This window comes from Amphritea atlantica (genome assembly GCF_018860855.1).
Lineage (GTDB): Bacteria > Pseudomonadota > Gammaproteobacteria > Pseudomonadales > Balneatricaceae > Amphritea > Amphritea atlantica_A.
In genome coordinates this window covers 21,853-43,471 of record NZ_JAHKQE010000002.1, presented here as the reverse complement: position 1 = coordinate 43,471, position 21,619 = coordinate 21,853, and the positions used below count along the sequence as shown (strand labels likewise).

The 21,619-nt window shown below is 50.9% G+C and carries 21 protein-coding genes and 5 tRNA genes; 11 read left to right on the top strand and 15 right to left on the bottom strand.

Features of this window, described 5'->3' with window-relative positions; genetic code table 11:
* The first annotated feature begins 3 nt into the window (after positions 1 to 3).
* From KO512_RS00435 to greB, 6 genes are all read left to right on the top strand, one after another.
* Positions 4 to 79 (top strand) — tRNA-Lys (locus tag KO512_RS00435).
* 47 nt (positions 80 to 126) lie between these two features.
* Positions 127 to 202 (top strand) — tRNA-Lys (locus tag KO512_RS00430).
* Between the two features lie 76 nt (positions 203 to 278).
* A tRNA-Ser gene (locus KO512_RS00425) sits at positions 279 to 369 on the top strand.
* 16 nt (positions 370 to 385) lie between these two features.
* A tRNA-Asn gene (locus KO512_RS00420) sits at positions 386 to 461 on the top strand.
* Positions 462 to 465: 4 nt separating this feature from the next.
* Positions 466 to 541, top strand: a tRNA-Lys gene (locus KO512_RS00415).
* Between the two features lie 381 nt (positions 542 to 922).
* Positions 923 to 1,399, top strand: coding sequence for a transcription elongation factor GreB (gene greB / locus KO512_RS00410; protein ID WP_215950369.1), 477 nt, complete (start codon positions 923 to 925; stop codon positions 1,397 to 1,399).
* 23 nt (positions 1,400 to 1,422) lie between these two features.
* Here the strand turns inward: greB and KO512_RS00405 are convergent, their stop codons facing one another.
* The gene (locus KO512_RS00405; RefSeq protein WP_215950368.1) at positions 1,423 to 2,406 is read right to left on the bottom strand and encodes a YeiH family protein; all 984 of its coding nucleotides are present in this window, start codon (positions 2,404 to 2,406) and stop codon (positions 1,423 to 1,425) included.
* A gap of 99 nt (positions 2,407 to 2,505) precedes the next feature.
* Here KO512_RS00405 and KO512_RS00400 point away from each other — a divergent pair, with 99 nt between their 5' ends.
* The gene (locus KO512_RS00400) at positions 2,506 to 3,417 is read left to right on the top strand and encodes a LysR family transcriptional regulator (RefSeq protein WP_215950367.1); all 912 of its coding nucleotides are present in this window, start codon (positions 2,506 to 2,508) and stop codon (positions 3,415 to 3,417) included.
* A 113-nt stretch (positions 3,418 to 3,530) separates the two neighbouring features.
* The gene (locus KO512_RS00395) at positions 3,531 to 3,965 is read left to right on the top strand and encodes a hypothetical protein (protein ID WP_215950366.1); all 435 of its coding nucleotides are present in this window, start codon (positions 3,531 to 3,533) and stop codon (positions 3,963 to 3,965) included.
* Between the two features lie 41 nt (positions 3,966 to 4,006).
* Here the strand turns inward: KO512_RS00395 and KO512_RS00390 are convergent, their stop codons facing one another.
* The 9 genes from KO512_RS00390 to KO512_RS00350 form a co-directional block, all read right to left on the bottom strand.
* On the bottom strand, positions 4,007 to 4,393 hold the full coding sequence (locus KO512_RS00390) for a hypothetical protein (RefSeq protein WP_215950365.1): 387 nt from the start codon (positions 4,391 to 4,393) through the stop codon (positions 4,007 to 4,009).
* Positions 4,386 to 4,700, bottom strand: coding sequence for a hypothetical protein (locus KO512_RS00385; RefSeq protein WP_215950364.1), 315 nt, complete (start codon positions 4,698 to 4,700; stop codon positions 4,386 to 4,388). Before KO512_RS00385 ends, KO512_RS00390 begins: the two co-directional genes overlap by 8 nt.
* A gap of 3 nt (positions 4,701 to 4,703) precedes the next feature.
* Positions 4,704 to 5,540, bottom strand: coding sequence for a putative RNA methyltransferase (locus tag KO512_RS00380; protein ID WP_215950363.1), 837 nt, complete (start codon positions 5,538 to 5,540; stop codon positions 4,704 to 4,706).
* A gap of 5 nt (positions 5,541 to 5,545) precedes the next feature.
* Positions 5,546 to 6,685 carry a succinyl-diaminopimelate desuccinylase gene (dapE, locus tag KO512_RS00375; RefSeq protein WP_215950362.1) on the bottom strand — a complete coding sequence of 380 codons (1,140 nt, stop codon included), beginning with the start codon at positions 6,683 to 6,685 and terminating at the stop codon, positions 5,546 to 5,548.
* A gap of 77 nt (positions 6,686 to 6,762) precedes the next feature.
* A complete protein-coding gene (gene dapD / locus KO512_RS00370; protein WP_215950361.1) occupies positions 6,763 to 7,794 on the bottom strand; it encodes a 2,3,4,5-tetrahydropyridine-2,6-dicarboxylate N-succinyltransferase in 1,032 nt (343 codons plus the stop codon).
* Between the two features lie 120 nt (positions 7,795 to 7,914).
* Positions 7,915 to 8,259 (bottom strand): ArsC family reductase, encoded by a 345-nt coding sequence (locus KO512_RS00365; RefSeq protein ID WP_215950360.1) that lies wholly within the window; start codon positions 8,257 to 8,259, stop codon positions 7,915 to 7,917.
* Positions 8,260 to 8,269: 10 nt separating this feature from the next.
* Entirely contained in the window at positions 8,270 to 9,487 is a 1,218-nt protein-coding gene (gene dapC, locus KO512_RS00360) for a succinyldiaminopimelate transaminase (protein WP_215950359.1), read from the bottom strand.
* Positions 9,488 to 9,658: 171 nt separating this feature from the next.
* Positions 9,659 to 12,811: an efflux RND transporter permease subunit gene (locus tag KO512_RS00355; protein ID WP_215950358.1), complete on the bottom strand. Its 3,153-nt coding sequence runs from the start codon at positions 12,809 to 12,811 to the stop codon at positions 9,659 to 9,661.
* Positions 12,812 to 12,814: 3 nt separating this feature from the next.
* Positions 12,815 to 14,107, bottom strand: coding sequence for an efflux RND transporter periplasmic adaptor subunit (locus KO512_RS00350; protein ID WP_215950357.1), 1,293 nt, complete (start codon positions 14,105 to 14,107; stop codon positions 12,815 to 12,817).
* Between the two features lie 144 nt (positions 14,108 to 14,251).
* Between KO512_RS00350 and KO512_RS00345 the strand changes: the two genes are divergently transcribed.
* The 3 genes from KO512_RS00345 to KO512_RS00335 are packed head-to-tail and all read left to right on the top strand — an operon-like array spanning position 14,252 to position 16,780.
* Complete coding sequence (locus tag KO512_RS00345; RefSeq protein WP_215950356.1) at positions 14,252 to 15,106, top strand: alpha/beta fold hydrolase; 855 nt, start codon at positions 14,252 to 14,254, stop codon at positions 15,104 to 15,106.
* A gap of 11 nt (positions 15,107 to 15,117) precedes the next feature.
* Positions 15,118 to 16,116 carry a hypothetical protein gene (locus KO512_RS00340; RefSeq protein WP_215950355.1) on the top strand — a complete coding sequence of 333 codons (999 nt, stop codon included), beginning with the start codon at positions 15,118 to 15,120 and terminating at the stop codon, positions 16,114 to 16,116.
* A 19-nt stretch (positions 16,117 to 16,135) separates the two neighbouring features.
* Positions 16,136 to 16,780: a DUF2959 domain-containing protein gene (locus KO512_RS00335; RefSeq protein WP_215950354.1), complete on the top strand. Its 645-nt coding sequence runs from the start codon at positions 16,136 to 16,138 to the stop codon at positions 16,778 to 16,780.
* A 55-nt stretch (positions 16,781 to 16,835) separates the two neighbouring features.
* On the opposite strand, the gene KO512_RS00330 is transcribed toward KO512_RS00335, so the two are convergent.
* From KO512_RS00330 to KO512_RS00310, 5 genes are read right to left on the bottom strand one after another with little or no spacing between them, the layout of a single operon-like run.
* Positions 16,836 to 17,534: a hypothetical protein gene (locus KO512_RS00330; protein ID WP_252734698.1), complete on the bottom strand. Its 699-nt coding sequence runs from the start codon at positions 17,532 to 17,534 to the stop codon at positions 16,836 to 16,838.
* Positions 17,531 to 17,821 carry a hypothetical protein gene (locus KO512_RS00325; protein WP_215950353.1) on the bottom strand — a complete coding sequence of 97 codons (291 nt, stop codon included), beginning with the start codon at positions 17,819 to 17,821 and terminating at the stop codon, positions 17,531 to 17,533. The genes KO512_RS00330 and KO512_RS00325 overlap by 4 nt, the downstream gene beginning before the upstream one ends.
* Positions 17,822 to 17,859: 38 nt before the next feature.
* Positions 17,860 to 20,172 carry an MlaD family protein gene (locus tag KO512_RS00320; RefSeq protein WP_215950352.1) on the bottom strand — a complete coding sequence of 771 codons (2,313 nt, stop codon included), beginning with the start codon at positions 20,170 to 20,172 and terminating at the stop codon, positions 17,860 to 17,862.
* Positions 20,169 to 20,831, bottom strand: coding sequence for a paraquat-inducible protein A (locus KO512_RS00315; RefSeq protein ID WP_215950351.1), 663 nt, complete (start codon positions 20,829 to 20,831; stop codon positions 20,169 to 20,171). Before KO512_RS00315 ends, KO512_RS00320 begins: the two co-directional genes overlap by 4 nt.
* Complete coding sequence (locus tag KO512_RS00310; RefSeq protein WP_215950350.1) at positions 20,824 to 21,519, bottom strand: paraquat-inducible protein A; 696 nt, start codon at positions 21,517 to 21,519, stop codon at positions 20,824 to 20,826. The genes KO512_RS00315 and KO512_RS00310 overlap by 8 nt, the downstream gene beginning before the upstream one ends.
* Positions 21,520 to 21,619 lie beyond the last annotated feature (100 nt).

Below are 21,619 nucleotides of genomic sequence, written 5' to 3'. Positions count from 1 at the left end.
AACGGGTCGTTAGCTCAGTTGGTAGAGCAGTTGGCTTTTAACCAATTGGTCATAGGTTCGAATCCTATACGACCCACCACTTCTCTTAACAGAGTTGTGGTATGGGGAAAAAAAGAAGTTCGGTGTGGGTCGTTAGCTCAGTTGGTAGAGCAGTTGGCTTTTAACCAATTGGTCATAGGTTCGAATCCTATACGACCCACCACTTCTTAATAAATAGCCACCGCTGGGTGGTTTTTTTATGTTTGAGATTTAGGCGCTTTAATATAAGGCGTATCGCTGGAGGGGTGGCTGAGTGGTCGAAAGCACTGGTCTTGAAAACCAGCGAGGGTTAATAGCCCTCCCAGGGTTCGAATCCCTGCCCCTCCGCCATAGCGATAAATGTTGTTCCTCGATAGCTCAGTTGGTAGAGCAGTAGACTGTTAATCTATTGGTCGCTGGTTCGAGTCCAGCTCGAGGAGCCATAGTGGGTCGTTAGCTCAGTTGGTAGAGCAGTTGGCTTTTAACCAATTGGTCATAGGTTCGAATCCTATACGACCCACCACTCTTTTATAGATGGTATAAATGGCCACCGTTGGGTGGTTTTTTTATGCCCGAAATTTACCTTACCCACAGAGTGAGACTCGCTAGGTTCGAGTCGAGGGAAACAACGCTGGTGTGTGTGATCTCGGGCTGTAAGGCGAAGTTATCCTATACGATCTATTTCATCAGTGGCCACCGTTGGGTGGTTTTTATGTCTAATCTTTCTACTACCTCCAAAGTCATCACCGGTTGTTTGTCTGCCAATAAAGCGCATGATGAAGAGCTGGGTTTTTTTCTGTGTTCCCAACACGCTTCTGTGGTAAAAATGCGGTCTATTCCGGTCTGTTAGTATCGAGTGGTTCATCTCGTTAGCAGATCTTTATGTTGAAGGTATGGTTGGCTGATGAAAGCACGATTAATCACACAGAAAGGCTACGATAAGCTTAAAGCGGAGCTAGATTACTTATGGCGTACAGAGCGGCCAGAGGTTACCCAAAAAGTCACTTGGGCGGCGAGCCTTGGGGATCGTAGTGAAAATGCCGATTATCAATACAATAAGAAGCGCTTGCGGGAGATTGACCGCCGAGTGCGCTATCTGCGCAAATGTATTGATGAACTGGGCATTGTGCATTACGCGCCGGAACAAGAGGGTAAGGTGTTTTTTGGTGCTTGGGTTGAGATTGAGAACGACGACGGCGAGGTGAAGCGTTTTCGCATCGTCGGTTATGATGAGATATTTGAACGTAAGGATTACATCTCCATCGACTCACCGATGGCCAGAGGCCTATTGAAAAAAGAGGTCGGCGATGAGGTCGCCATCAGGACTCCGGCCGGTGAGGCCTATTGGTACATCAATCAGATTGAGTATGTGAAAACCTGATTTTTAAATGGTTGTTGAAAGGTTTACAGGCTAATCAACAATCGATTTAATCCATAACCCCCCACGATCAACGTCACAAACAGAATCGACGCTAGCAACATAGGTTTAGGCCCCGCCTGTTTGATCGTCTCCCAACGGGTTTGTAGGCCGAGTGCGGCCATTGCCAGCGCTAGGCTGAACTGGCTGGCGGTTTTTAATAGGCCCAGTAGTTGCTCGGGGAGCACGATGAAGCTGTTAACGCCGGTGGCAGCGATAAAACCAAATACAAACCATGGGATGATTACCTTGCCTTTACCTGCTTGCCCACTGCTGGCGTTGCTCAGGAATGAACTGAGTAGCAGGATAAAAGGGGCGAGCATCATCACTCGAATCAGCTTAACGACGACCGCTGTTTGTAGGGTCTCAGGGCTGATCGATTCACCCGCTGCAACGGCTTGTGCGACTTCATGCACGGTGCTACCGATATAGATACCAAAAGATTGCTCGGTCATACCCGCAAACTGATAGATCAGTGGATAACTAAACATCGCCAAGGTGCCAAACAGCACCACGGTTGCTACGGCGATGGTGACATGTTGCTGTTTGGGTTTTAATACGGATTCGGTCGCGAGCACCGCTGCTGCACCACAGATCGCACTACCGACAGAGGTTAGAATCGCAACATCTCGGTGAAGTTTAAAAAACTTTATACCGATCCAGGTGCCAAGGCTAAAAATAGTGCAGATCATCAGCGCATCTAATAACAGTGCCTGCCAGCCGACGGCAAAGATCTGCTCTAGACTCAGGCTAAAGCCAAACAGCACAATCCCTGTGCGTAGTAAGCGTTGCTGACAGAACTGACTGACCCGTTGATCATTTTTGCTTTGCCGGTGATCAAAGTGTCCCCATATCATGCCGATTAAAATCGCCAGCGGTAGGGCGCTTAGGCCCAGTTGTGCGATGGGGCCTAAGCTGGCAAGTCCGAGTGCTAATGCGGCAATAAGGGGTAGCAGAATAATACGTGGCATCGTTTTGTTCATCTTTGTGAGTGACGCAGCCATCTTCCAATGTTATTAATGTTTAGTAAAATGGATGTTTTTAACATTAGATATAAGAAAAACCGAACAATGGCGATTTCGTTAAGGCAGTTAAAAATATTTGAGGCCACTGCTCGGCTAGGGCGACTCACGGCGGCGGCAGATGAGCAGGCGCTGAGTCAGTCGGCGGCCAGTCAGGCGTTAAAGGAATTGGAGTCCACGTTGGCTTATCGATTGTTTAATCGCACTGGCCGTGAATTGGAAATCACCGATGTCGGTCAGGAGGTTTTACCTCGGGTGCGAGATATTTTGGCCTATATCGAAAGCCTTAAAACGCCCTATGGTCAGGGTGTCAGTGGGCCATTTAGAGTGGCGGCCAGTGTCACGATTGCCAGCTATCTTTTCCCCCAGATAATGTCAGATTTTTTAACCCTTCATCCTGATGTGGAACCGGACTTACAGATTGCGAATACCCAGCGGGTGCTTGAGCGGCTAGAAAAAGGCCAGGCGCATATCGGCTTGATCGAGGGGCCTGCTTCCCATCATCAACTGCAGACGCTTGCTTGGCGAGAAGATCATCTGCAGGTGTTTTGTAGTCGGACGCACCCATTGGCTCTGGAGGGAAGGTTAACGGTGGCGCAAATGGGACAACAGCGCTGGATTTTAAGGGAGCAGGGGTCTGGGACGCGGGCGGTGTTCGATCGGGCAATGCAGGAGGTGGGTGGTCAGCTGGGTTCGGTGATGGCGCTGAACCGTCAGGAGGCGATTAAGCGCTCGGTTAAGGCAGGGCTCGGCATTGGTTGTCTATCTCAGTTAGCGGTTGCTGATGAGCTTCTCAGGGGCGAGTTGGTGGTGTTACAGACGCCGCTGGCGTTGACCCGACAGATGTCACTGGTGGTGCCGCCTGAATCTCATATTAATCCGTTGGTGAGGGCGTTTATTGAATTTTTGGCTGTGCCGGTGACGCCGCTCTCTGAGGGAGATTCGTTCGCTGAAGGCTAATTGGCTGTTGAGCGCTAATGACGTGGATTAAGTCTACGATAATATTAAAGATTTTCCCGTTTAGGCCGATCTATAACTGACTCTATTTTAATCCTGATATGTGGTTGTTGTTGATGCAGATCGAACGGCTTGAACAGTTAGAACAGCGGATCGAGACTTACACCTCGTCGTTGACCCAAGCGGTCAATGAGGGACGGGGTGCGCAATTCTCTATGCTGTTGAGTCTGATCAATGCTACCGAAGATCAGACGCAGAAAACAAAAACCTCGACCAGCGGCTTTAGTTTACCGGCGGAGCAGCCCGCGACATATCCCGATCCTGACTCACTCTATACCGATGAGGTGGTGAGTCGTTTGAATAGTGCTGTGAGTGAGGATCATCCAGGTGATTTGGCTTATTTATTGAGTCATCTTTCGGTGCAGGCTAACACGCCTAATCGTGTCGCCTCTAGTGGTGATGACTTCGCTCGCATGGGGTTGGCATCGGCAGGGCGTTTGATGATCGATCAGATTGATCGTTCGGGGCAGCAGTTCAGTGCTCAGGCTTAATTTAGACAGAGCACTCGCCAAAAGGGTCTTTTAGGGGTAAATCAGCTCTGCCAGTTAATCTTTTCAACAGTGCCATTGTCTACTTTCCACCATTCATCTGGATCATCTCCCGACGTCCAGCCACTGGCGATACAGCGAATCTGTGTATCTAGTTCGCGGGCGGCTTGTTCGGCGCAGTCGAGATCTTTTATCCACGGGGTTTGATCTGAGTTGAACCAGACACTGGTCCAGGCTTTGCCGGATACTTTTTCGTGAATCATGATCGGCATCTCATGGCCATCAATAAAGCCGATGAAGTGGTGTACCTGGCCCTGCTCAAAGTCTCGTTTTAAGGGGCTGCAGAGGTTCTCCAGCCATTGTCTGATCCGATCCAATGAGCGGTCTTTAATATAGATCTCAATATCGGGGTGGCGTTGGGTATCAGTCATGGTGAGAGTCTGTGTTCTTGTTGGGTTGAATGTCGGTTAACAGAAAGCGAAAAATTCTTAAGATGCTCAGGCTAATATAGCCGAAGGCTGCGATGATTGCGCCGCCAATTGACAGAATAAGCCCAAGAAGAGCAACAATATCTCGCTGCAGACTGTCTGCTAAGAGAAATTGGGCTAGCACTAAGGCGATAAAACCGAGCATAAAGAGGCCGAGTCCGGCCATCAGAATGGCAAGGTTTTGCTTCACATTATCGGCCCGACGTATCAGGCGTAAACGTAGGCGTTGTCTTAGGCTGCGATGGCGCATGCTTTAGATCCGTCTAAAGCGTGCCAGACGAACATCTAGGGTGATTTCTAGCTGTTGCAACTTGGCCAGACGCTCTCGAGCGGTTTGGGTAATGCGCCAACCATGAGGCGTCATCGCTAACAACTGATCTATCTGAGTCGGATTCGGTAGCGTGAATTGATAGCTAATCGTTTCGGTTGTTAGATGCTCAAAGGTGTTGCCCAATACCGATTCGGGGGTAAAGCCCGAGTGGCGTACCTCGTCGTAGATCTGGGTGCGCAATTCGATTAGATGGTCATCACCGGGGTAGGCGATTAGTAGTTCTGCGCCGGGTTTTAGTGTGCGGCTGAACTCTTCTGGCATCAAACGACTGAACAGCACGGTCATCAGATCTAAAGAGGCATCCGCTACTGGCATTCGTGCCCCAGAAGCCACCATCCAGGTGACGGCTTTACTCTGGCTACAGGCCGCTTTTATGGCGTGTTTCGAGATATCCAGCCCCGCTAGCTGGGCGCCACTGGCGTGCAGTTCAAGTTGCTGCTCCATCCGCTGGGTGTAATAACCCTCACCGCAGCCCATATCGAGGATACGGGGTGAGGCGAGTCCTGCCGCACGTTCGGCAAGCCGTGTAGCGATGGTATCGGCCAGTTGTTGATAGTAGCCCAGCGCCAAAAATTGGCGTCTAGCCAACACCATCGCGGCATTATCACCGGGATCTTTAGAGCGTTTCTGATTAGCGAGCAGCAGGTTCCAGTAGCCCTGTTTGGCCGCATCATAGCTGTGTCGTTCGGGGCATTCGAGATGTTTCAAATCGCCCTGTAACGGTTGCAGGCAGACGGGACAGTTAAGATCGAAGCTCATACGGGTTACCGTGCCAACAGCTTAGCGAGAATGTTTTCATACAGCGAAGACAGGGTATCGAGATCCGCTGCCTTCACCCGTTCATTGACCTTGTGAATGGTGGCGTTGATCGGGCCTAACTCAACTACTTGTGCGCCGGTTGGGGCGATAAAGCGTCCATCGGAAGTGCCGCCCGATGTGGATAACTCGGTATCCAAACCAGTGATGGATTGGATAGCTTCAACACAGGCATCTACGAGATCACCGCGATCGGTAATAAATGGGTGGCCACTGAGAGTCCAGTTAATATCAAAATTCAAACCGTAACGGTTAAGAATGGCGTAGGTTCGCTCTTTAATCTGTTCGGCGGTGATTTCGGTAGAGAAGCGCAGATTAAATAGCACATTAATCTCGCCGGGGACTACGTTGGTCGCGCCGGTACCGGCATGAATATTGGAGATCTGGAAGCTCGTAGCCGGGAAAAAGTCATTGCCTTCATCCCATACTTCGCTGGCCAGCTCATGTAGCGCAGGGGCAGCCAGGTGGATCGGGTTTTCCACTAGGTGCGGGTAGGCAACATGGCCCTGCACGCCATGGATGGTTAACTCGCCGCTGATGGAACCTCGCCGGCCATTTTTAATGACATCACCAACGTTGGTGGTGCTGGAGGGTTCGCCAACAATACACCAGGTAATCTTTTCGTTACGGGCTTCTAAGTGATCAATCACTCGGGTGGTACCGTTAACAAAAGGGCCTTCCTCGTCGCTGGTAATCAGTAGGGCGATGGAACCGTCATGGTCAGGGTGGTGTTCAATAAAGCGTTCTAGCGCCGTGATAAAGGCTGCTAGACTGCCTTTCATATCGGCGGCCCCTCGGCCACAGAGAAAGCCATCTTCAATAATGGGATCGAAAGGTGGATGGCTCCAGTTGGCTTCAGGCCCGGTCGGCACGACATCGGTATGGCCAGCAAAACAGAACAGCGGTCCCTGTGTGCCTCGGCGCGCCCAGAAGTTAGTTACTTCTTCAAATTGTAGGCGTTCGATATGAAAACCCATTGCTTCGAGACGTTCTATCATCAGTTCCTGACAACCGTCATCTTCCGGTGTGACGGAGCGACGTGAGATGAGTTGTTTGGCTAATTCGATAGTGGGGGTTAGTTGGGGCATTGGGCTACCTTAACGTCGGGCAATGGGGGAGGAGAATAGATCGAGTGCGCCAATGGCAACACCCGTAGATGACACGCTTAGTTATGGGCGTGCAGTTCTTCGTTCAGCTCGATAGCCGACTTGTTGGTTTTAACTTCGATGCGACCGTTTTGTGAGTTACGACGGAACAGCAGGTCGGGCTTACCGGCCAGCTCAGCCGCCTTAACGGTAGCGACTTCGTTATTTTGATCATCCAGTAGGGTGACTTTAGAGCTAGAGGTTACGTACAGACCCGCTTCAATGGTGCAGCGATCACCCAGTGGGAGACCTAAACCAGCATTGGCGCCCAGTAGGCAGTTTTCGCCAACGGAGATGACCACATTGTTGCCGCCGGACAGGGTGCCCATCGTCGAGCAGCCACCACCCAAATCAGAACCGTTACCGACCACAACCCCTGCAGAGATACGCCCTTCAACCATGCTGACGCCCAGTGTGCCGGCATTGAAGTTGATAAAACCTTCATGCATAACCGTGGTGCCTTCACCTACGTGTGCGCCGAGGCGAATACGTGAGGTGGCTGCCAAACGTGTACCGGCTGGCACAACGTAGTTCGCCATTTTAGGGAACTTATCCACAGAGTGAACATCGATAATGCGACCCTGAGCGCGGGCAGCCAGTTGACGCTTAGGCAGGTCGTTTAAAGAGATCGCCCCTTCGTTAGTCCAAGCCACGTTTGGCAGTTTGCCGAACATACCATTTAGGTTAAGGCCATGGGGCTTAACCAGACGGTGTGACAATAGTGTCAGCTTGAGGTAAACCTCAGCAGTGGATTCAGGATCGGCATCGGTGGCCAGTACGGTCAGAATCATGGGCTGGTGAGTGCCTTTGCAGATCTCAATGATCTCAGCTTGGTCTTCGGCATCAACCGCTAAAAAGGCTGACTCGAGAGCGCCCAGTTGTTCCGCCGATAACTCAATCGCTTGATTGCCACCGGTGTAGCCTACCGCATCGGTGGCGGCTTTGATCAGCTCATCAGAAGGGTTAAGCAGTGGGCCGTTATAATAAACTTCCAGTAGCTCACCGTCAGACGATTTAGTGCCAATACCGAGGCCGAATGCAAATGTACTCATGTGTGTCACTCCATAGAACTTGTCGTAAGATCTTAGCGCAATACCTTAGCGTAAGATCATTAAAATAGTGGTTGTTAGCCGACCTGTTATGTCAGATCGGCTAGGCAAAAGATTAATTTTTTAAGCTAAGAGCGTGTTGTAATCGCTCTCTTTAAAGCCGACTAGTAGGCCGCCAGCGTGGCTCAGCACGGGACGCTTAATCAACGTCGGCGTCGCGAGCATTTCGCGTATGGCGGAGGCTTCATCGATATTGTTTTTAACCTCATCACTGAGGGCGCGCCAACTGGTGCTGCGTTTGTTGAGCAAGGTTTCCCAGCCCAGTGCGGCAACCCACTCGCGCAGTTGAGCTTCGGTGAGGCCATCTTTGCGAAAGTCGTGAAAGCTAAAGTCGACATGGTTAGCGGTTAACCAGCGCTGGGCTTTTTTCACGGTGTCGCAGTTGGGAATGCCATACATCGTTGTCATTATTAGCCTCTTAGTTTGTCAGCGATTCAACATAACGGCGGATGCGCCAAGCCGCTTCGACACACTCATCCAAGGTGGCGACTAGCGCCATACGCACACGGCCAGCCCCCGGCAGGTTACCCTGCTGATCGGCTCTGGAAACATAGCTTCCGGGCAGTACAGTGACGTTCTGCTGTGCAAACAAACCTTGAGTGAACAGGTCATCGGCAATCGGCGTGGCGGCCCATAGATAGAAACCCGCATCTGGAAAATCGACATCCATGACTGGCTTCAGAATCTCGACGACAGCGGCAAATTTTTCCCGGTACTTATCACGGTTTTCTAGCACATGTGCCTCATCATTCCAGGCAGCGATACTCGCCAATTGAGTTGGAATCGACATGGCGCAGCCGTGATAGGTGCGATAGCTAGTAAAAGGCTTAATCAGACGGGCGTCACCGGCGACAAAGCCTGAACGCAGTCCTGGCAGGTTTGAACGTTTAGACAGGCTGTGAAATACCATGCAGTTTTTATAGTCATCTCGGCCCAACTGAGCACAGACTTCCAGCAAACCGACCGGTGGCTGTGCTTCATCGAAATAGATTTCGGAATAGCACTCATCGGAGGCGATAATGAAGTCATACTGATCTGATAGCGCAATTAGCTTGCTCAGTGTCGCTGCATCGGTGACCGCGCCGGTCGGGTTGCTCGGCGAACAGAGAAATAGGAGCTGGCAACGCTGCCAGACGACTTCGGGCACAGCATCAAAATCGGGTACGAAATTATTCTCAGCAACGCAACTGAGATAGTAAGGTTCGGCGCCGGAGAGGTAGGCCGCACCTTCATAGATCTGATAAAACGGGTTGGGCGAGACTAGCAGCGGTGTTTCTTGGTTGGCCGGTGCTCTATCGATGGCGCACTGGGTGAAGGCGAAAATCGCTTCACGGGTGCCAAGCACGGGCAGCACATTTTGTTCGCCGGTTAGGCTACCTGATTTGAGTGAAAAACGGCGAGTGGCCCAGTCTGCGATCGTTTGGCGTAACTCAATGGTGCCTGCCGTGGTGGGATAGTTCGCCAGTTTATCCAGATTGCGACTCATTTCATCGATCACAAATGCCGGTGATGGATGCTTGGGTTCACCGATAGAAAGGGCGATATGGTCGAGCTCGGTTGGTGGGGTTACCCCGGCTTTCAGCTTAGCCAGTTTTTCAAATGGGTATGGCTGAAGCTTCTGCAGATCTGGATTCATTGAAATGCCTTGTAATTAGCCGCTGTCAAAAGAGCGAAAATTATACCGGATGGAAGTCGGCAGGCCAATGAAACCCCGTATCAATTAACGTTTATCTCTGGAAAAAGGTTTAAGGGCGGCATGGACTGATCTGCATACTGAGGTATGCAGATCGTTATCGATGCTGGGAAATCAGCTTGGTTTGCTTTGGTGTCCCCTAGTGAAAGATTTGAACATCGCTTTGCCATTCTCAAGGGTGATCAGTAAGGCCGGCACCACCAAGAGAATCAGCACAGTGCCAAAGGCCAGCCCGAACACCAGTGAAGTCGCCATCGGGATCAAGAACTGAGCTTGTAACGAGGTTTCAAAGAGAATCGGTGTAAGTCCCGCGATGGTGGTCAATGAGGTGAGTAATACGGCCCGCAGACGCTGACAAGCGGCTTCAACAATCGCTTTATGCACATCCATCCCGGTATTACGCAGTTTCTGATAGAAGGTGATCAGTACAATAGAATCGTTGATGACGATGCCGGATAAACCAAAGCAGCCAAATAACGAGAGAATGGTGAGGCTTTGACCGGTCAGCAGGTGTCCGGCGATGGCGCCGGTCAGACCCAAAGGAATCGCCAACATCACGGCGAATGGCCAGCTATAGGATGAAAATACCCAACTGAGGATAATAAAAATCAGCAGTAGGGCAATTAATAACCCCATCTGCATATCGGCGAGGGTTTCTCGCTGGTTTTTGTTACGCCCCTCGAAACTGGCTTCAACGCCAAATGCGGAGGTGATCTGTTGCAGTTTACCCGCTTGCAGGTCGGCGATAATCTCATTGGCATTGGCGATCGCTTCATCGAGGTCGGTGGTGATCTTAATCGCCAGTTGTCCGTCTATCCGCTGTAACCGATCAAGCCCTTGTTTGTCGGAGAATTTAACCACATTGGCCAGCGGAGCGCTGCCGCCATTGGGCAGAATAATGGGTAGGTTCTCGAGGGCACTGAAACGGTCTCGCTCGCTGTCGGGTAGCACCACGCGGACCTCAATTTCATCTTCACCGCGGTTGAAGATCTGCACTAGCTGACCATCAAAGGATGATCTGAGTTGACGGCCAACGGAGCTGAGGGTTAGCCCTGCTGTTTTACCGGCGGGGGTGAGTTCATAGATTAGCTGCGATTTGCCAAACGGCAGGTCATCATCGACATTACTGACGCCGTTATACTGACGTAAGCTATCCTGCACCGCCAACGAGGCGGCTTTAAGTTGTTCGACATCGTCCCCCACCAATTTAACTTCGAGTGATTTTCCTGGTGGGCCGGTACGGTTTAGATCGATGGTGAACTTCTCAATACCCGCGGGTAGGGTGATCTTGCTACGCCACTTGTTAATAATTTCACCATTAGCGATCTCACGGCTATCGACGGGGGTGAACTGCACATATAACGCGCCAAATTCATCGCCTTGATTGGCGCCCTCACTGGTGCGGCTGCTATTCGTTTTACGGTGAATTTGCAGTGCCATCTTGACCAGATCGCCGCCGAGTTCCTGTTCGGTTTGGCGTAAGGTTTTATCCAGATGTTGCAGAAATTGATCGACCTGTTCAGGGCTACTGCCCGAGGTGAACTGAATATTGGCATTCAGGGTTTCCATCTCAACAGCGGGGAAGAAGTTGAATTTAATCCGCCCGCTGCTAACGAGGCCGATGGCAATAATAAAGGCGGCGAAGGCGATAGTGATGGTCACCCAGCGAAATTCGATGGCATTTTCGACCCAGCCACGGAAGCGGCCATTTTTAAAATGATTGAATGCGGCATCAAGCTTGATGCGGGTAGTCGATGGATGTAGGTCGGCCGCTCGGTGAAGGCTGTGATGTAGGTGGCCGGGCAAGATGAGGAAACATTCCACCACCGAAGCGAGAATGACACAGATAACCACGGTGGGAATATCGATCAGAATATTACCGATCGTCCCGCCAATTAATAATAGCGGAAGAAAGGCGGCAATGGTGGTCAACGAGGAGGCCATGACTGGGGCTAGCATCCGGTGTGCGCCACCGATAGCGGCTTGTAGTCCGGGCTCGCCCATCTGTAAGTGGGTGAGGGTATCTTCCCCGACTACAATGGCATCATCGACAATAATCCCCAGCGCCATGATCATGCCAAATAGGCTGATCATATTGATGCTGCCGCCGATACCGTAAAGTACCGCGAGGGTGGCCATAAAGGAGACTGGAATACCGATGGTGACCCAGAACGCCACGCGAGCGTTGAGAAACAGAAAGAGGATAGCGATAACTAAAATTAGGCCGCTCACCCCGTTTTTGACGAGCAGATTAATACGATCCTGAATTGCTTCATAGCCTTCATCGAAGGCGATCAGCTGAATGCCCGGTGGCAAGGTTGGCGTCCGTTCTGTTAGCCACTCGCGCATAATGGCGGCGGCTTCTAAGGTGTCGTCGTTTTCAGTACGGCGCAGCAGCAATTGGATAGCGGGCTGGCCTTGGTAACTCAGGTAGGTTTGATTGTCCTGATTGCGCCAGTCAATGGTGGCAATGTCCCCTAACCGGAGTAGCTGGCCATTGTTATCGGTAATTAAGGGTAATTGATTGAAGCCGGTCACATCCCGTTGCTGGCTGAGACTACGAATCTGTCGTGAGCCATCCCCTTGGGCGGCGGTACCGGCGGGCAGATCAATGCTGCGCTGATTGATAATCTGGGCGACATCACTCAGGTTGAGGTTGAGTTCATGCAGGCGGCTGGATGACACTTGAATGGCGATCTCTTCTTCCGGCAGACCGACAAAGTCGATCTTGCGAATGCCCCGTTGTAGTAGTTCCCGCTCATATTCGCGGGCGAGGGTGCGCAGCTCCTGCTGGCTGGCGGTAGGGCTGGTGATGAGTATGCGGGCAATATTGTCATAGCGGATCACCTGCTGCACGATCGGCTTTTCCGCATCGGCCGGTAGATTGGTAATGCCGTCGACCTTCTGTTTTACCTCATCGAGGATGTAAGCGACATCGCTGTCCTCCTCTAGTTCGATACGAATCGATGCGGAACCCTGCGTGGCAGTTGAGTAGAGGGCATCAATACCGTTAACTGATTTTAATTCCCGCTCAATCGGCAAGATGATCGAGCTTTCGACATCTTCGGCGGCCGCGCCACTCCAGGGTACGGCGATGGTGATAATGTCTAGTTCAAAGGTGGGGAAGAACTGGGTGTTGAGTTTTTTTAGTCCCCAGATACCGGCCAGTATCATCAACATCATCAGTAAGTTGGCTGCGACGCGATGTTCGGCAAAGAGTGAGATCAGATTTTTGAAAGGCCCTTGATTTCCTTGATTGGTCGACATCGTTTACTCCGTCGCTGCCGCTTGAGGCTTTTTGCTGGCGACTTCGACCAGTAGACCGGTGATGGCATTGGGTAATTGTGTCGCCAATATCAGATCCCCGGCTTGCAGTTGATCACTCCTGACTAAAACCTTGGCTTTACCTTCGCTGTCGCGCATATCGCCCACTCGAATAACGGTGTTGGCCTGTAGTCGGTTATCTTCAACGGTATAGATTCGATCGGTGCCGAAAATCGCCTGAGGCGGCAGTGCCAGCAAATTCTCTTGGGTCGGCATCGTCAGATCAAGCGAGACCGAACGGCCCGGCTCGCCACGATAACTGTCGGCGTGGATTCGAAATAGCGCATCGACGCCGGCGCTGCCGCTATTAACGGCGGCGGCAAAGCGTTCAAGGATTAGATCGAGAGGTTGGCCGTCGAGCCAAGCCGTGGCGCTAATGATTTGGCCGTTATCGAGCTGTTGGTGCAGTTGTGGCAGATAACGGCTAGGGATCTGCGCGCGCACTTCCAGTGCACGGGTGTTGTAGAGGGCTAGCAAGGTATCGCCACTGCGAACCCGTTCACCGGCTGCGACACTGATTTCAGCGATACGTCCGGTAAAGGGGGCGCGGATTTGACTGCGCTCTAAATCGAGGGCGGCGCTATCTCGCAGGGCAATGGCCTGATCTAGCTGCGCTTGTAATTGAGCCATCTGGTTGGGGTGGTCATCAATCGCTTGTTGGCGGCTATTGAGTGACAGCGCCTGCTGTTGTTTGGTGCGGCGGGCGTCATCTAGCTGGGTCTGGCTGGCGAGATTACGCTTGCTAAGATCCTGATAGCGATTGAGAGTACGCTGGGTGAGGTTGACCAGTTCCTGTTCAATTTTTAACGCTTTGATATTGGCTTGATAGCTGACTTTTTCGGCGGCAATCAGGGCGGTGATGCGATCCACATCGGCTTGTTTTTGGGCTAGTAGTAGCGATGCATCACGGTTATCAAGCTGAACCAATAACTGCCCAGCGGTGACGTTTTCCCCCTCGGCGACCAGTCGTTTTTCGACAAAAGCATTAATCGATGAGGAAAGCGTACTGCTAGAGGGCGATTCGATACGACCGTAGAGGGATAATTGGGGGGCATAACGAGCGGGTGCGGCGGGAAGAACCATGACCGTCCAGACTTTCTCTTTAGCGGGCCGAGCAGGCGCTGTCGGCTTAGTCATTTTCAATATCACAAAGATCGCCACGGCCGCCGCTAAAATGAACAGCGGTAGTAACCAGCGCTTGTTATTCTGATACCAAGATAAAGATTGCTGTTCCGCCATGACCTGTCCATTGGTAAGCTTTGATTAGAGATTGATCATAATACATCTGTTTTCGACAGTAAGCAGAATTGTTCTCCTCTTTACAATTCTTTAGTAGATGTTAGTTTTACAGCTTAGCTGCGTTTCAAATAACAGGAGAGAGTGATGCGAACCCGATCGGTAATGGCGCTTGACCCCTTAGGTCTTCACCGAATGGTTTATCACGAGTGGGGTAGTGCGGATAACGAACGGGTGCTGGTCTGTGTGCACGGTTTGGCCCGCAATAGCCGCGATTTTGATGCCTTAGCACGGGCATTGTCACGGGATTATCGAGTTATTTGTCCAGATATGCCCGGCCGTGGGGAAAGTGATTGGCTGCCGGATGGCGTGGCTTATGATATTCCTCGCTATATGAGTGATATGGTCACATTACTGGCGCGGCTGGATGTCGAACAGGTGGATTGGGTCGGCACCTCAATGGGCGGCATTATCGGTATGTGTTTAGCGGCCCTACCCAATTCACCGATCCGCTCCTTAGTGTTAAATGATATCGGCTGCTTCATCGATAAAGCAGCCCTACAGCGTATCGCCCAGTATTTAGGTGATCATCGGTTTAGCTCGGTAGCCGAAGTCGAACAATACATGCGACGTACCTATAGCGCCTATCAAGGGTTGGATGACGAGCAATGGCAACATCTGGCTAAGTATGGCCACCGGCGTATCGCGGAAGATCAATATGGGTTGCATTACGACCCGCGGATTGCGGAGCAGAGCGCAGCAGTACAGGATGAGGATATCGATCTAGAACCATTCTGGCGACAGGTGAGTTGCCCGCAGATGTTGATTTGGGCGGATCAGTCGGATGTGCTCCGTGAGGCTACGGTGACGCGGATGCAGCAGTTACGTCCGGATATGGATCTCTACCGTATTCCCGGCATGACTCATGCCCCCTCGTTGATGGAAACCGAACAGATAAATGCAATACAGCAGTGGCTGCGAGATAATCGGGTCAATAATTAGGAGACCGTATTATGAGTGCACTGTGTAAATGGCCATCGGATCAGCTTTGTCTGACAAAGGATGCACGTGAGGAAGCGATCCGCCGAGTCGAGCGCGCGTTTGCCTCCACCCTCGAATCGCTGAAGGTTGATATTGGGCTGGTGGAATTGCTGGAATCGATCTATGTGCCTTTAGGTGCTTGGCTGGTGGCGCGAAAAGATCAGCAGCAGGGGCCATTGGTGGTGGGGATTAATGGTGCTCAGGGGGCGGGTAAATCAACCCTGTTTAACCTGTTGGAAGTGATTCTCGAAGAGGGTTTTAACCTTAAAGTGGTTGGGTTATCGATTGATGACCTTTATAAAACCCGTGAAGCTCGGGAAGGTTTAGCACATTCCATTCACCCCTTGCTTAGTACCCGCGGAGTACCAGGCACCCATGATGTTGAACTGGGTATTGAACTGATTCGCGGTTTGAAAGGCGAATTCGGCGAAGAGGGACGCAATGTCAAAATTCCGGTGTTTGATAAGTCGATCGATGACCGTTGTCCGCCGGTGCTGTGGCAGGAATGGCATGGCGAAGCAGATGTGATTGTGCTGGAGGGCTGGTGTGTTGGCGCGTCGGCTCAACCGGAGGCGATGTTAGCCGAATCAGTTAATGATCTTGAGCGTAGTGAAGACCCGCTGGGCTTCTGGCGAGGTTATGTTAACCAGCAACTTGATGGTCGCTATAAAGAGTTATTCGACATGATTGATGTGTTGATTATGCTTAAAGTGCCAAGCATGGAATCGGTGTTTGAGTGGCGTTCTCAACAGGAGAAGAAACTGGCCGAGCGGGTACGTTATTTTTATGACACCCAGCAGCCGACGGAACATCTGCGAATTATGAATGAGCGGGAAATTAGACGGTTTATTCAGCATTATGAGCGCCTGACTCGTAATATGCTCGAAGAGATGCCAAGCCGAGCGGATGTCTGCCTCGAGCTGAATCAAAATCATAAAATCGGTAATATCCGTATTAATAAACCGCTGTAAAGTGATGTAAGGGAAATAGATGAAACGTTTAATGCTTGCTGCTGTGTTATCGCTGCCATTGGTGTTGAGTGGTTGCCAAAGTGCTTACTACTCCGCGATGGAGCAAGTGGGTATCCATAAACGAGATATTCTGGTGGATCGGGTTGAAGATACTCGCAGTGCGCAGGATGAGGCCCAGCAGGAGTTTGTCTCGGCGTTAGAGCAGTTTCACCAAGTGGTGAACTTTGATGGCGGTGAGCTGGAGTCGGTGTATAACGATATGCAGTCCGCCTATGATGACAGTGAGGCAGCGGCTGAAGCGGTGAGTGATAATATTCGTCAGGTTGAAGAGGTTGCTGAAGCGCTATTTGATGAGTGGCAGGATGAGCTAGAGCAGTATAGTAATCAAAAATTACGTCGTCAGAGTGCACAATCCTTAAAAGATACTCAATCGCGTTATAACGCTTTGCATACTCGATTGAAAGGGGCTGAGTCGAAGATGCAGCCGGTACTCTCGGCATTAAAGGACAACACGCTGTTTCTTAAACATAATTTGAATGCGCGGGCGATAGGCTCCTTGAAAGGAGAGTTTGGCGGTATTAAACGGGATATCGACCGATTGTTGGCCGAGATGCAACGCTCTATCGAAGCTTCAGACCAGTTTATTAAAGAGATGAAGCCGTAGGCTGTGTTGCAGATTTAAGGGCCATGGTGGCGAGACTCGCTCGCCATATTGGCAATTAGATTGGTAGAAAAGTCATGGATGCGGCGCTCTGTACGACACGGGTGATATTGCGGTTGGTGGTATCGGCAATCAGTAGTGCCATCATATCCTGCAGACTGATCATCTTGCCAAAGATACGCTCATAGCTGAGGTTGCGGATGCCGTTGGTGGCGATACCGTTACTCAGAATATAGCGTTCGCCGTAGCTGTCTTTACGGTTGTTCAGTTGCCAAGAGACGGTCTCTAGATTGCGGGCGCTGTTATACAGTTTCTGCTGATCAATTTCATCGAGGATATAGAATTCATCTTGATGGTTGTAAGCCGCATATAACATACTGCTGATGCCCGCCATCAACGCAAATACTCTATCTCCTTGATAACCTTCATTGAAACTCAGTGAGATAGCCGCAGTGCTTTTAGCACCATTGAGTTCACTAAATCCCTTGATGCGTTCATCGCTGAACAGTTGAGCTAAACGTTTTTTTACGGTGGTGCCAGGTGCTTTGGCGAGCTCCCGTGGATTACGTTTATAGAGTTTAATGGTTAACTGTCGGCAGAGTTTGTGGAGCTCTTGAATATGCATATCCGTGACACTGTCGATATCACTTTTAGCCAGATTACTCAGTTTGAAATTGTTGGTTGAGTTGGTGGCGCAGCCCGTTTGCAACACAAGGGTTGCGATGATGCCAATCTGTAATAGTTTGAGGGGCTTCATTTATCGGGCTCCTGTTCATAAAGCTCAAACTGGAAGCCTGAACGAACCGGCTGAAGATCGTTTACTGGGGTGCTGAAGGCAATGCCACCCTGTACCAGACTTTCTAGATTGGTTGTTTCCACTTTTAATCCTTTAAAAATGCCAAATTCCGCATCAATACCACCAATATTCCAGAACTTGCTGGCTTTGGTTACCAAGGAACGGTAACGCTCTTTAATATTTACAAAGAGCTTAACGGTTTGATTATCTTCGCTGAGAGCATAGCCAGAAACATAACCGACCGGCATCCCACGGAAGTAAATATTACTATTAATATCGATGGAACCTAGCGCGGTGTTTCCAGTACGATATTTAGACCCGGTAAGTTTTGTGCGGCGGGAGCTTCCGCTAGCCCCGTAAAGTTGAGTTGCTGCGTACCGTCACCGGGCAGTGCTTCGATATGGTTACCAGCGATCAGTGTTTCTGGGTAATCCACACCGGAGAGGTTGATGCGAGGCGCGGCAATCCAGAAGCGAGAACCTTGCCGAGCCAGTAGGCGGCCTTCTTGTGTGAGGGCGATATGGGTTTCAGCGCGACCTTGGCTGTCGAGTAAACGTACCTGTTCTACCGTTCCTAGGGCGATACCTTTGAAGTAGACCTTGGCGCCTTCGGTAATGTTGGGTCCCGGTGGAAAGGTAACGGTGATATCAGGGCCGCCTTGCAACGCTTTATGTTGCTGGTTGTAGAGTTTAAAGAGTTGGCGGGGTTTGACGGCGTGGCCACCATCACTGATATTGGCGAAGGCGATACCGCCACGAAGCAGTGTCTGTACCGATTCGCTGTGAATTTTTACGCCGTTACGACTCAGGCTTGCATCGATACCGCTGGCGTTCCAGAAACGGCTCTGGTCGGTCACCAGATGGCGATAGGGTTTGTCGATCAGTAGATGAATAATGACACTGTCGTCATCGGCCAAGGCGTAATGACTGACGGTTCCCACGGTGAGTTGTTTGTACAACACCGGTGCGCCGCTAGTGATTGAGCCAAGGCTGTCCGCTTTGACTCTGAGGGCTAATTTATCTGCATTTTCGCGGTAGAGCAGTTGTCCCTGTTGGCTGGCGTTATCAAAGTTACGGAACAGGTGAAAGGGATGTTCCTGCTCGACGGCTTTCTGGTCTTCGGTATCGGGGGTGAAAAATGCAATGCCGCCGTTAATGATGCTACTGAGCGAGCCGCTATCGAGTTCGACGCCATCGACGCCGGCAGAGACTTTAATACCACTCTCTTCCCAGAAGCGGCTGTTGTGTTTGATGAGTGAAGCGTACTGCTCTTTGATGGTGGCATAGATCATAACGTGATGACCATCGTCGCTCAGCTCATAACCGCTCACTTCCCCCACCGGAATCTGGCGATACATCACTGGTGAGCCGTAATCTAACGAGCCTAAGCGATCGCTTTCTAGACGAATGTTCAATCCAGTAATGCCTGGCCGGTAAGCGGGTGGGCTGTTGAGGGCGGTGAAATCAAACTGTGTTTCACCGCTACCCGGTCGCAGAACGATCGCAGCGCCTCGAATGAGATCACCAATATTTTGTAAACGGTTTAGCGACAGCTTCGGCGTGGGCAACCAGAATTGGCTCCCGGCGCGCAACAGTGGCCGGGCTCGCGGATCGATGAGAAGGCGGGCATTAAGGGTTTGTAGGTCTTCACTCAGCTGCAGATGTTGTACGCGACCGATACGAATGCCTTCACTGATGACTTGAGTACCTTTGTGTATATTGGTGCGGGCGGGAAACTTCACATTGACGACGATGCCATCTTCCGCCGCTTCAAAATCGGGAAACAGATGAAACTGATGCTCTGGCGTGAGTTTGCTTTCATCTCCCGGTGGGGTATAAAAGCTGATGCCGCCGGCGATAATGGCGGCTAATGAGCCAAAACGTAGGTCGATACGGGATAGGTTAGCCTTCAGACTGATGCCACTGGCATTCCAAAAACGCGTGCTATCGGTGATCAGGTGGCGGTAGGCTGGCTCTATAAACAGCTCAATGCGAATCCCTTCGGAGTTGTTAGCTAGGCCGAAGTTAATCACTTCGCCGACCTCAACCTGACGGTAATAGACTTTTGCGCCGCGCTGAATCGATTGCGCCGAATCGGCCAACAGAGATAGGTAAAGCCCCTGTCGGTTCTTCAGCGGTGGCGGTGGCTCATTGTCAGCAATAAAACTGTAGCGCTCATTGCCTTTGCCGGGCTGTAGTTCAATGTAATAACCGGAGAGTAGGGTATCCAGCCCTTTTACGCCGCTGAGGGATATCTGTGGTTTGACCAACCAGAAACGGCTGCCTTCCACGAGAATCTCTTCTGCCTCTTTTTCCATTTCAATCATGGCGGTGACGCTTTTGAGGTCTTCATTGAGCTTCAGCGTTTTGATCATGCCCGCTGGAAGACCACGATACATAACCCGAGTGACGCCGGCTTCCAGCCCCTCTGCGGTTTCAAACTGAACCTCGATCATGATGCCTGCATCTTGGTAGCTTTTGACCACTAGCCAGCCGGCAATAATAGCGGCGAGAAAGGGTAACAGCCAGACCACAGAGGGCGCGCGATGACGCTTCACCAACGGTGTTGCAGGGGTGTTATCAGCTTGAGAGGTACTCATTGTGTGTCCTTTTGATCGTCGTTAGCGGGCGAATCCGTAACGCCGTTATCCCAAATCAATCGTGTGTCAAAGACGATAGCAGAAAACATCGTTAGCAACACGACCACTGCAAAAGCGGTAGCCCCATCGTTGCCTTCAATATGGGCAATATTACCCAGTTGTACGAGCGCCACCAAGATGCCGATGACAAAAACATCCAGCATTGACCAGCGTCCGATCCACTCAACGATGCGAAACATCAGAGTTTTTTGTCGTAAGTTGGTTTGCAACCGAAACTGCACCGTACAGAGCAAAATAGTCATGGCGATGATTTTTAATACCGGCACCACGATACTGGCGATCAATACAATCAGGCCAATCAAGAGCATATCTTGATCTAGCAGATGAATAATGCCACTCAGAATGGTGCTTGGCTCGCCCTGACCAAAGGATTTAAAGGTCATAATGGGCAACAGGTTAGCCGGCAAAAATAGCAAAACAGCGGCAATCAGACTGGCCCAGCTCAGATTCATCGAATTAGGTACTCTGCTGTGCAGCCGGGCACCGCAGCGATCGCAATGCTCGCCCTCTAAACTGAGAGGGTGAAGTTTTTCACAATCAATACAGAGCAGATAACCGCTCTCTCGGGCGCTTTTAAATCGCGGTAATTGATTACTCATTAGTCCGTGCCTTTTGCCGGTTTAGATCGATCTCATGCCAGATCTGATGAGGATTAAAAAACACGCTGCTCAGGGTGGTGACGACAATCAGGGCCGCGAGGCTGTAGAGCCCTAGACCTATATCGAGATCGGCAATGTCTTTCAGTTTGATGATCGAAATTAATACACCGAGCAGAAAGATCTCCAACATGCCCCAGCCGCGCAGATGTTGATAACCATGCATGGCCTGACGTAGCAGTCGGCCTGTGCGGTGGTAGTGCAGGGAAAAACTGATATAAAACAAGATTACTAGCTGAAACAGCGGCACGACAATGGCGAACAGCAGAATCAGCAGAGCCACCAATACCAGCCCACCATCGAAGAGGGATAAGGCGCTCTGAAAGATAATTTCACTCTGACTCTGGCCAAACACCTGCAAACTGAGAATCGGAAAAATATTGGCGGGAATAAATAAAATCAGGCCGGCGATTGATAATGCGAGTAGGCGCTCAATGCTGTTGACGGTGGTGTAATAGATACGGGCATGGCAGCGGGGACAGATAACATCCTCATTGGGGTGGTTTGAGACCCGTTCCATCAGCAGATCACATTCGTGACAAGCGATCAATTGTTCAGGTGTGCCATGCATTGCGATATAAACCGTTGCTGAAAAACAGAACTCAGAGTATGCCAGATTTGTGTCATTCAACCCATAGTCTAATGGTTAGAACAACCGATGTTGCCGTGGAGTGGTTAATCTTTATTAAGTGGATGGCTTGCTAGGTCTCAGTGTTAGCTCTGCCGCACGA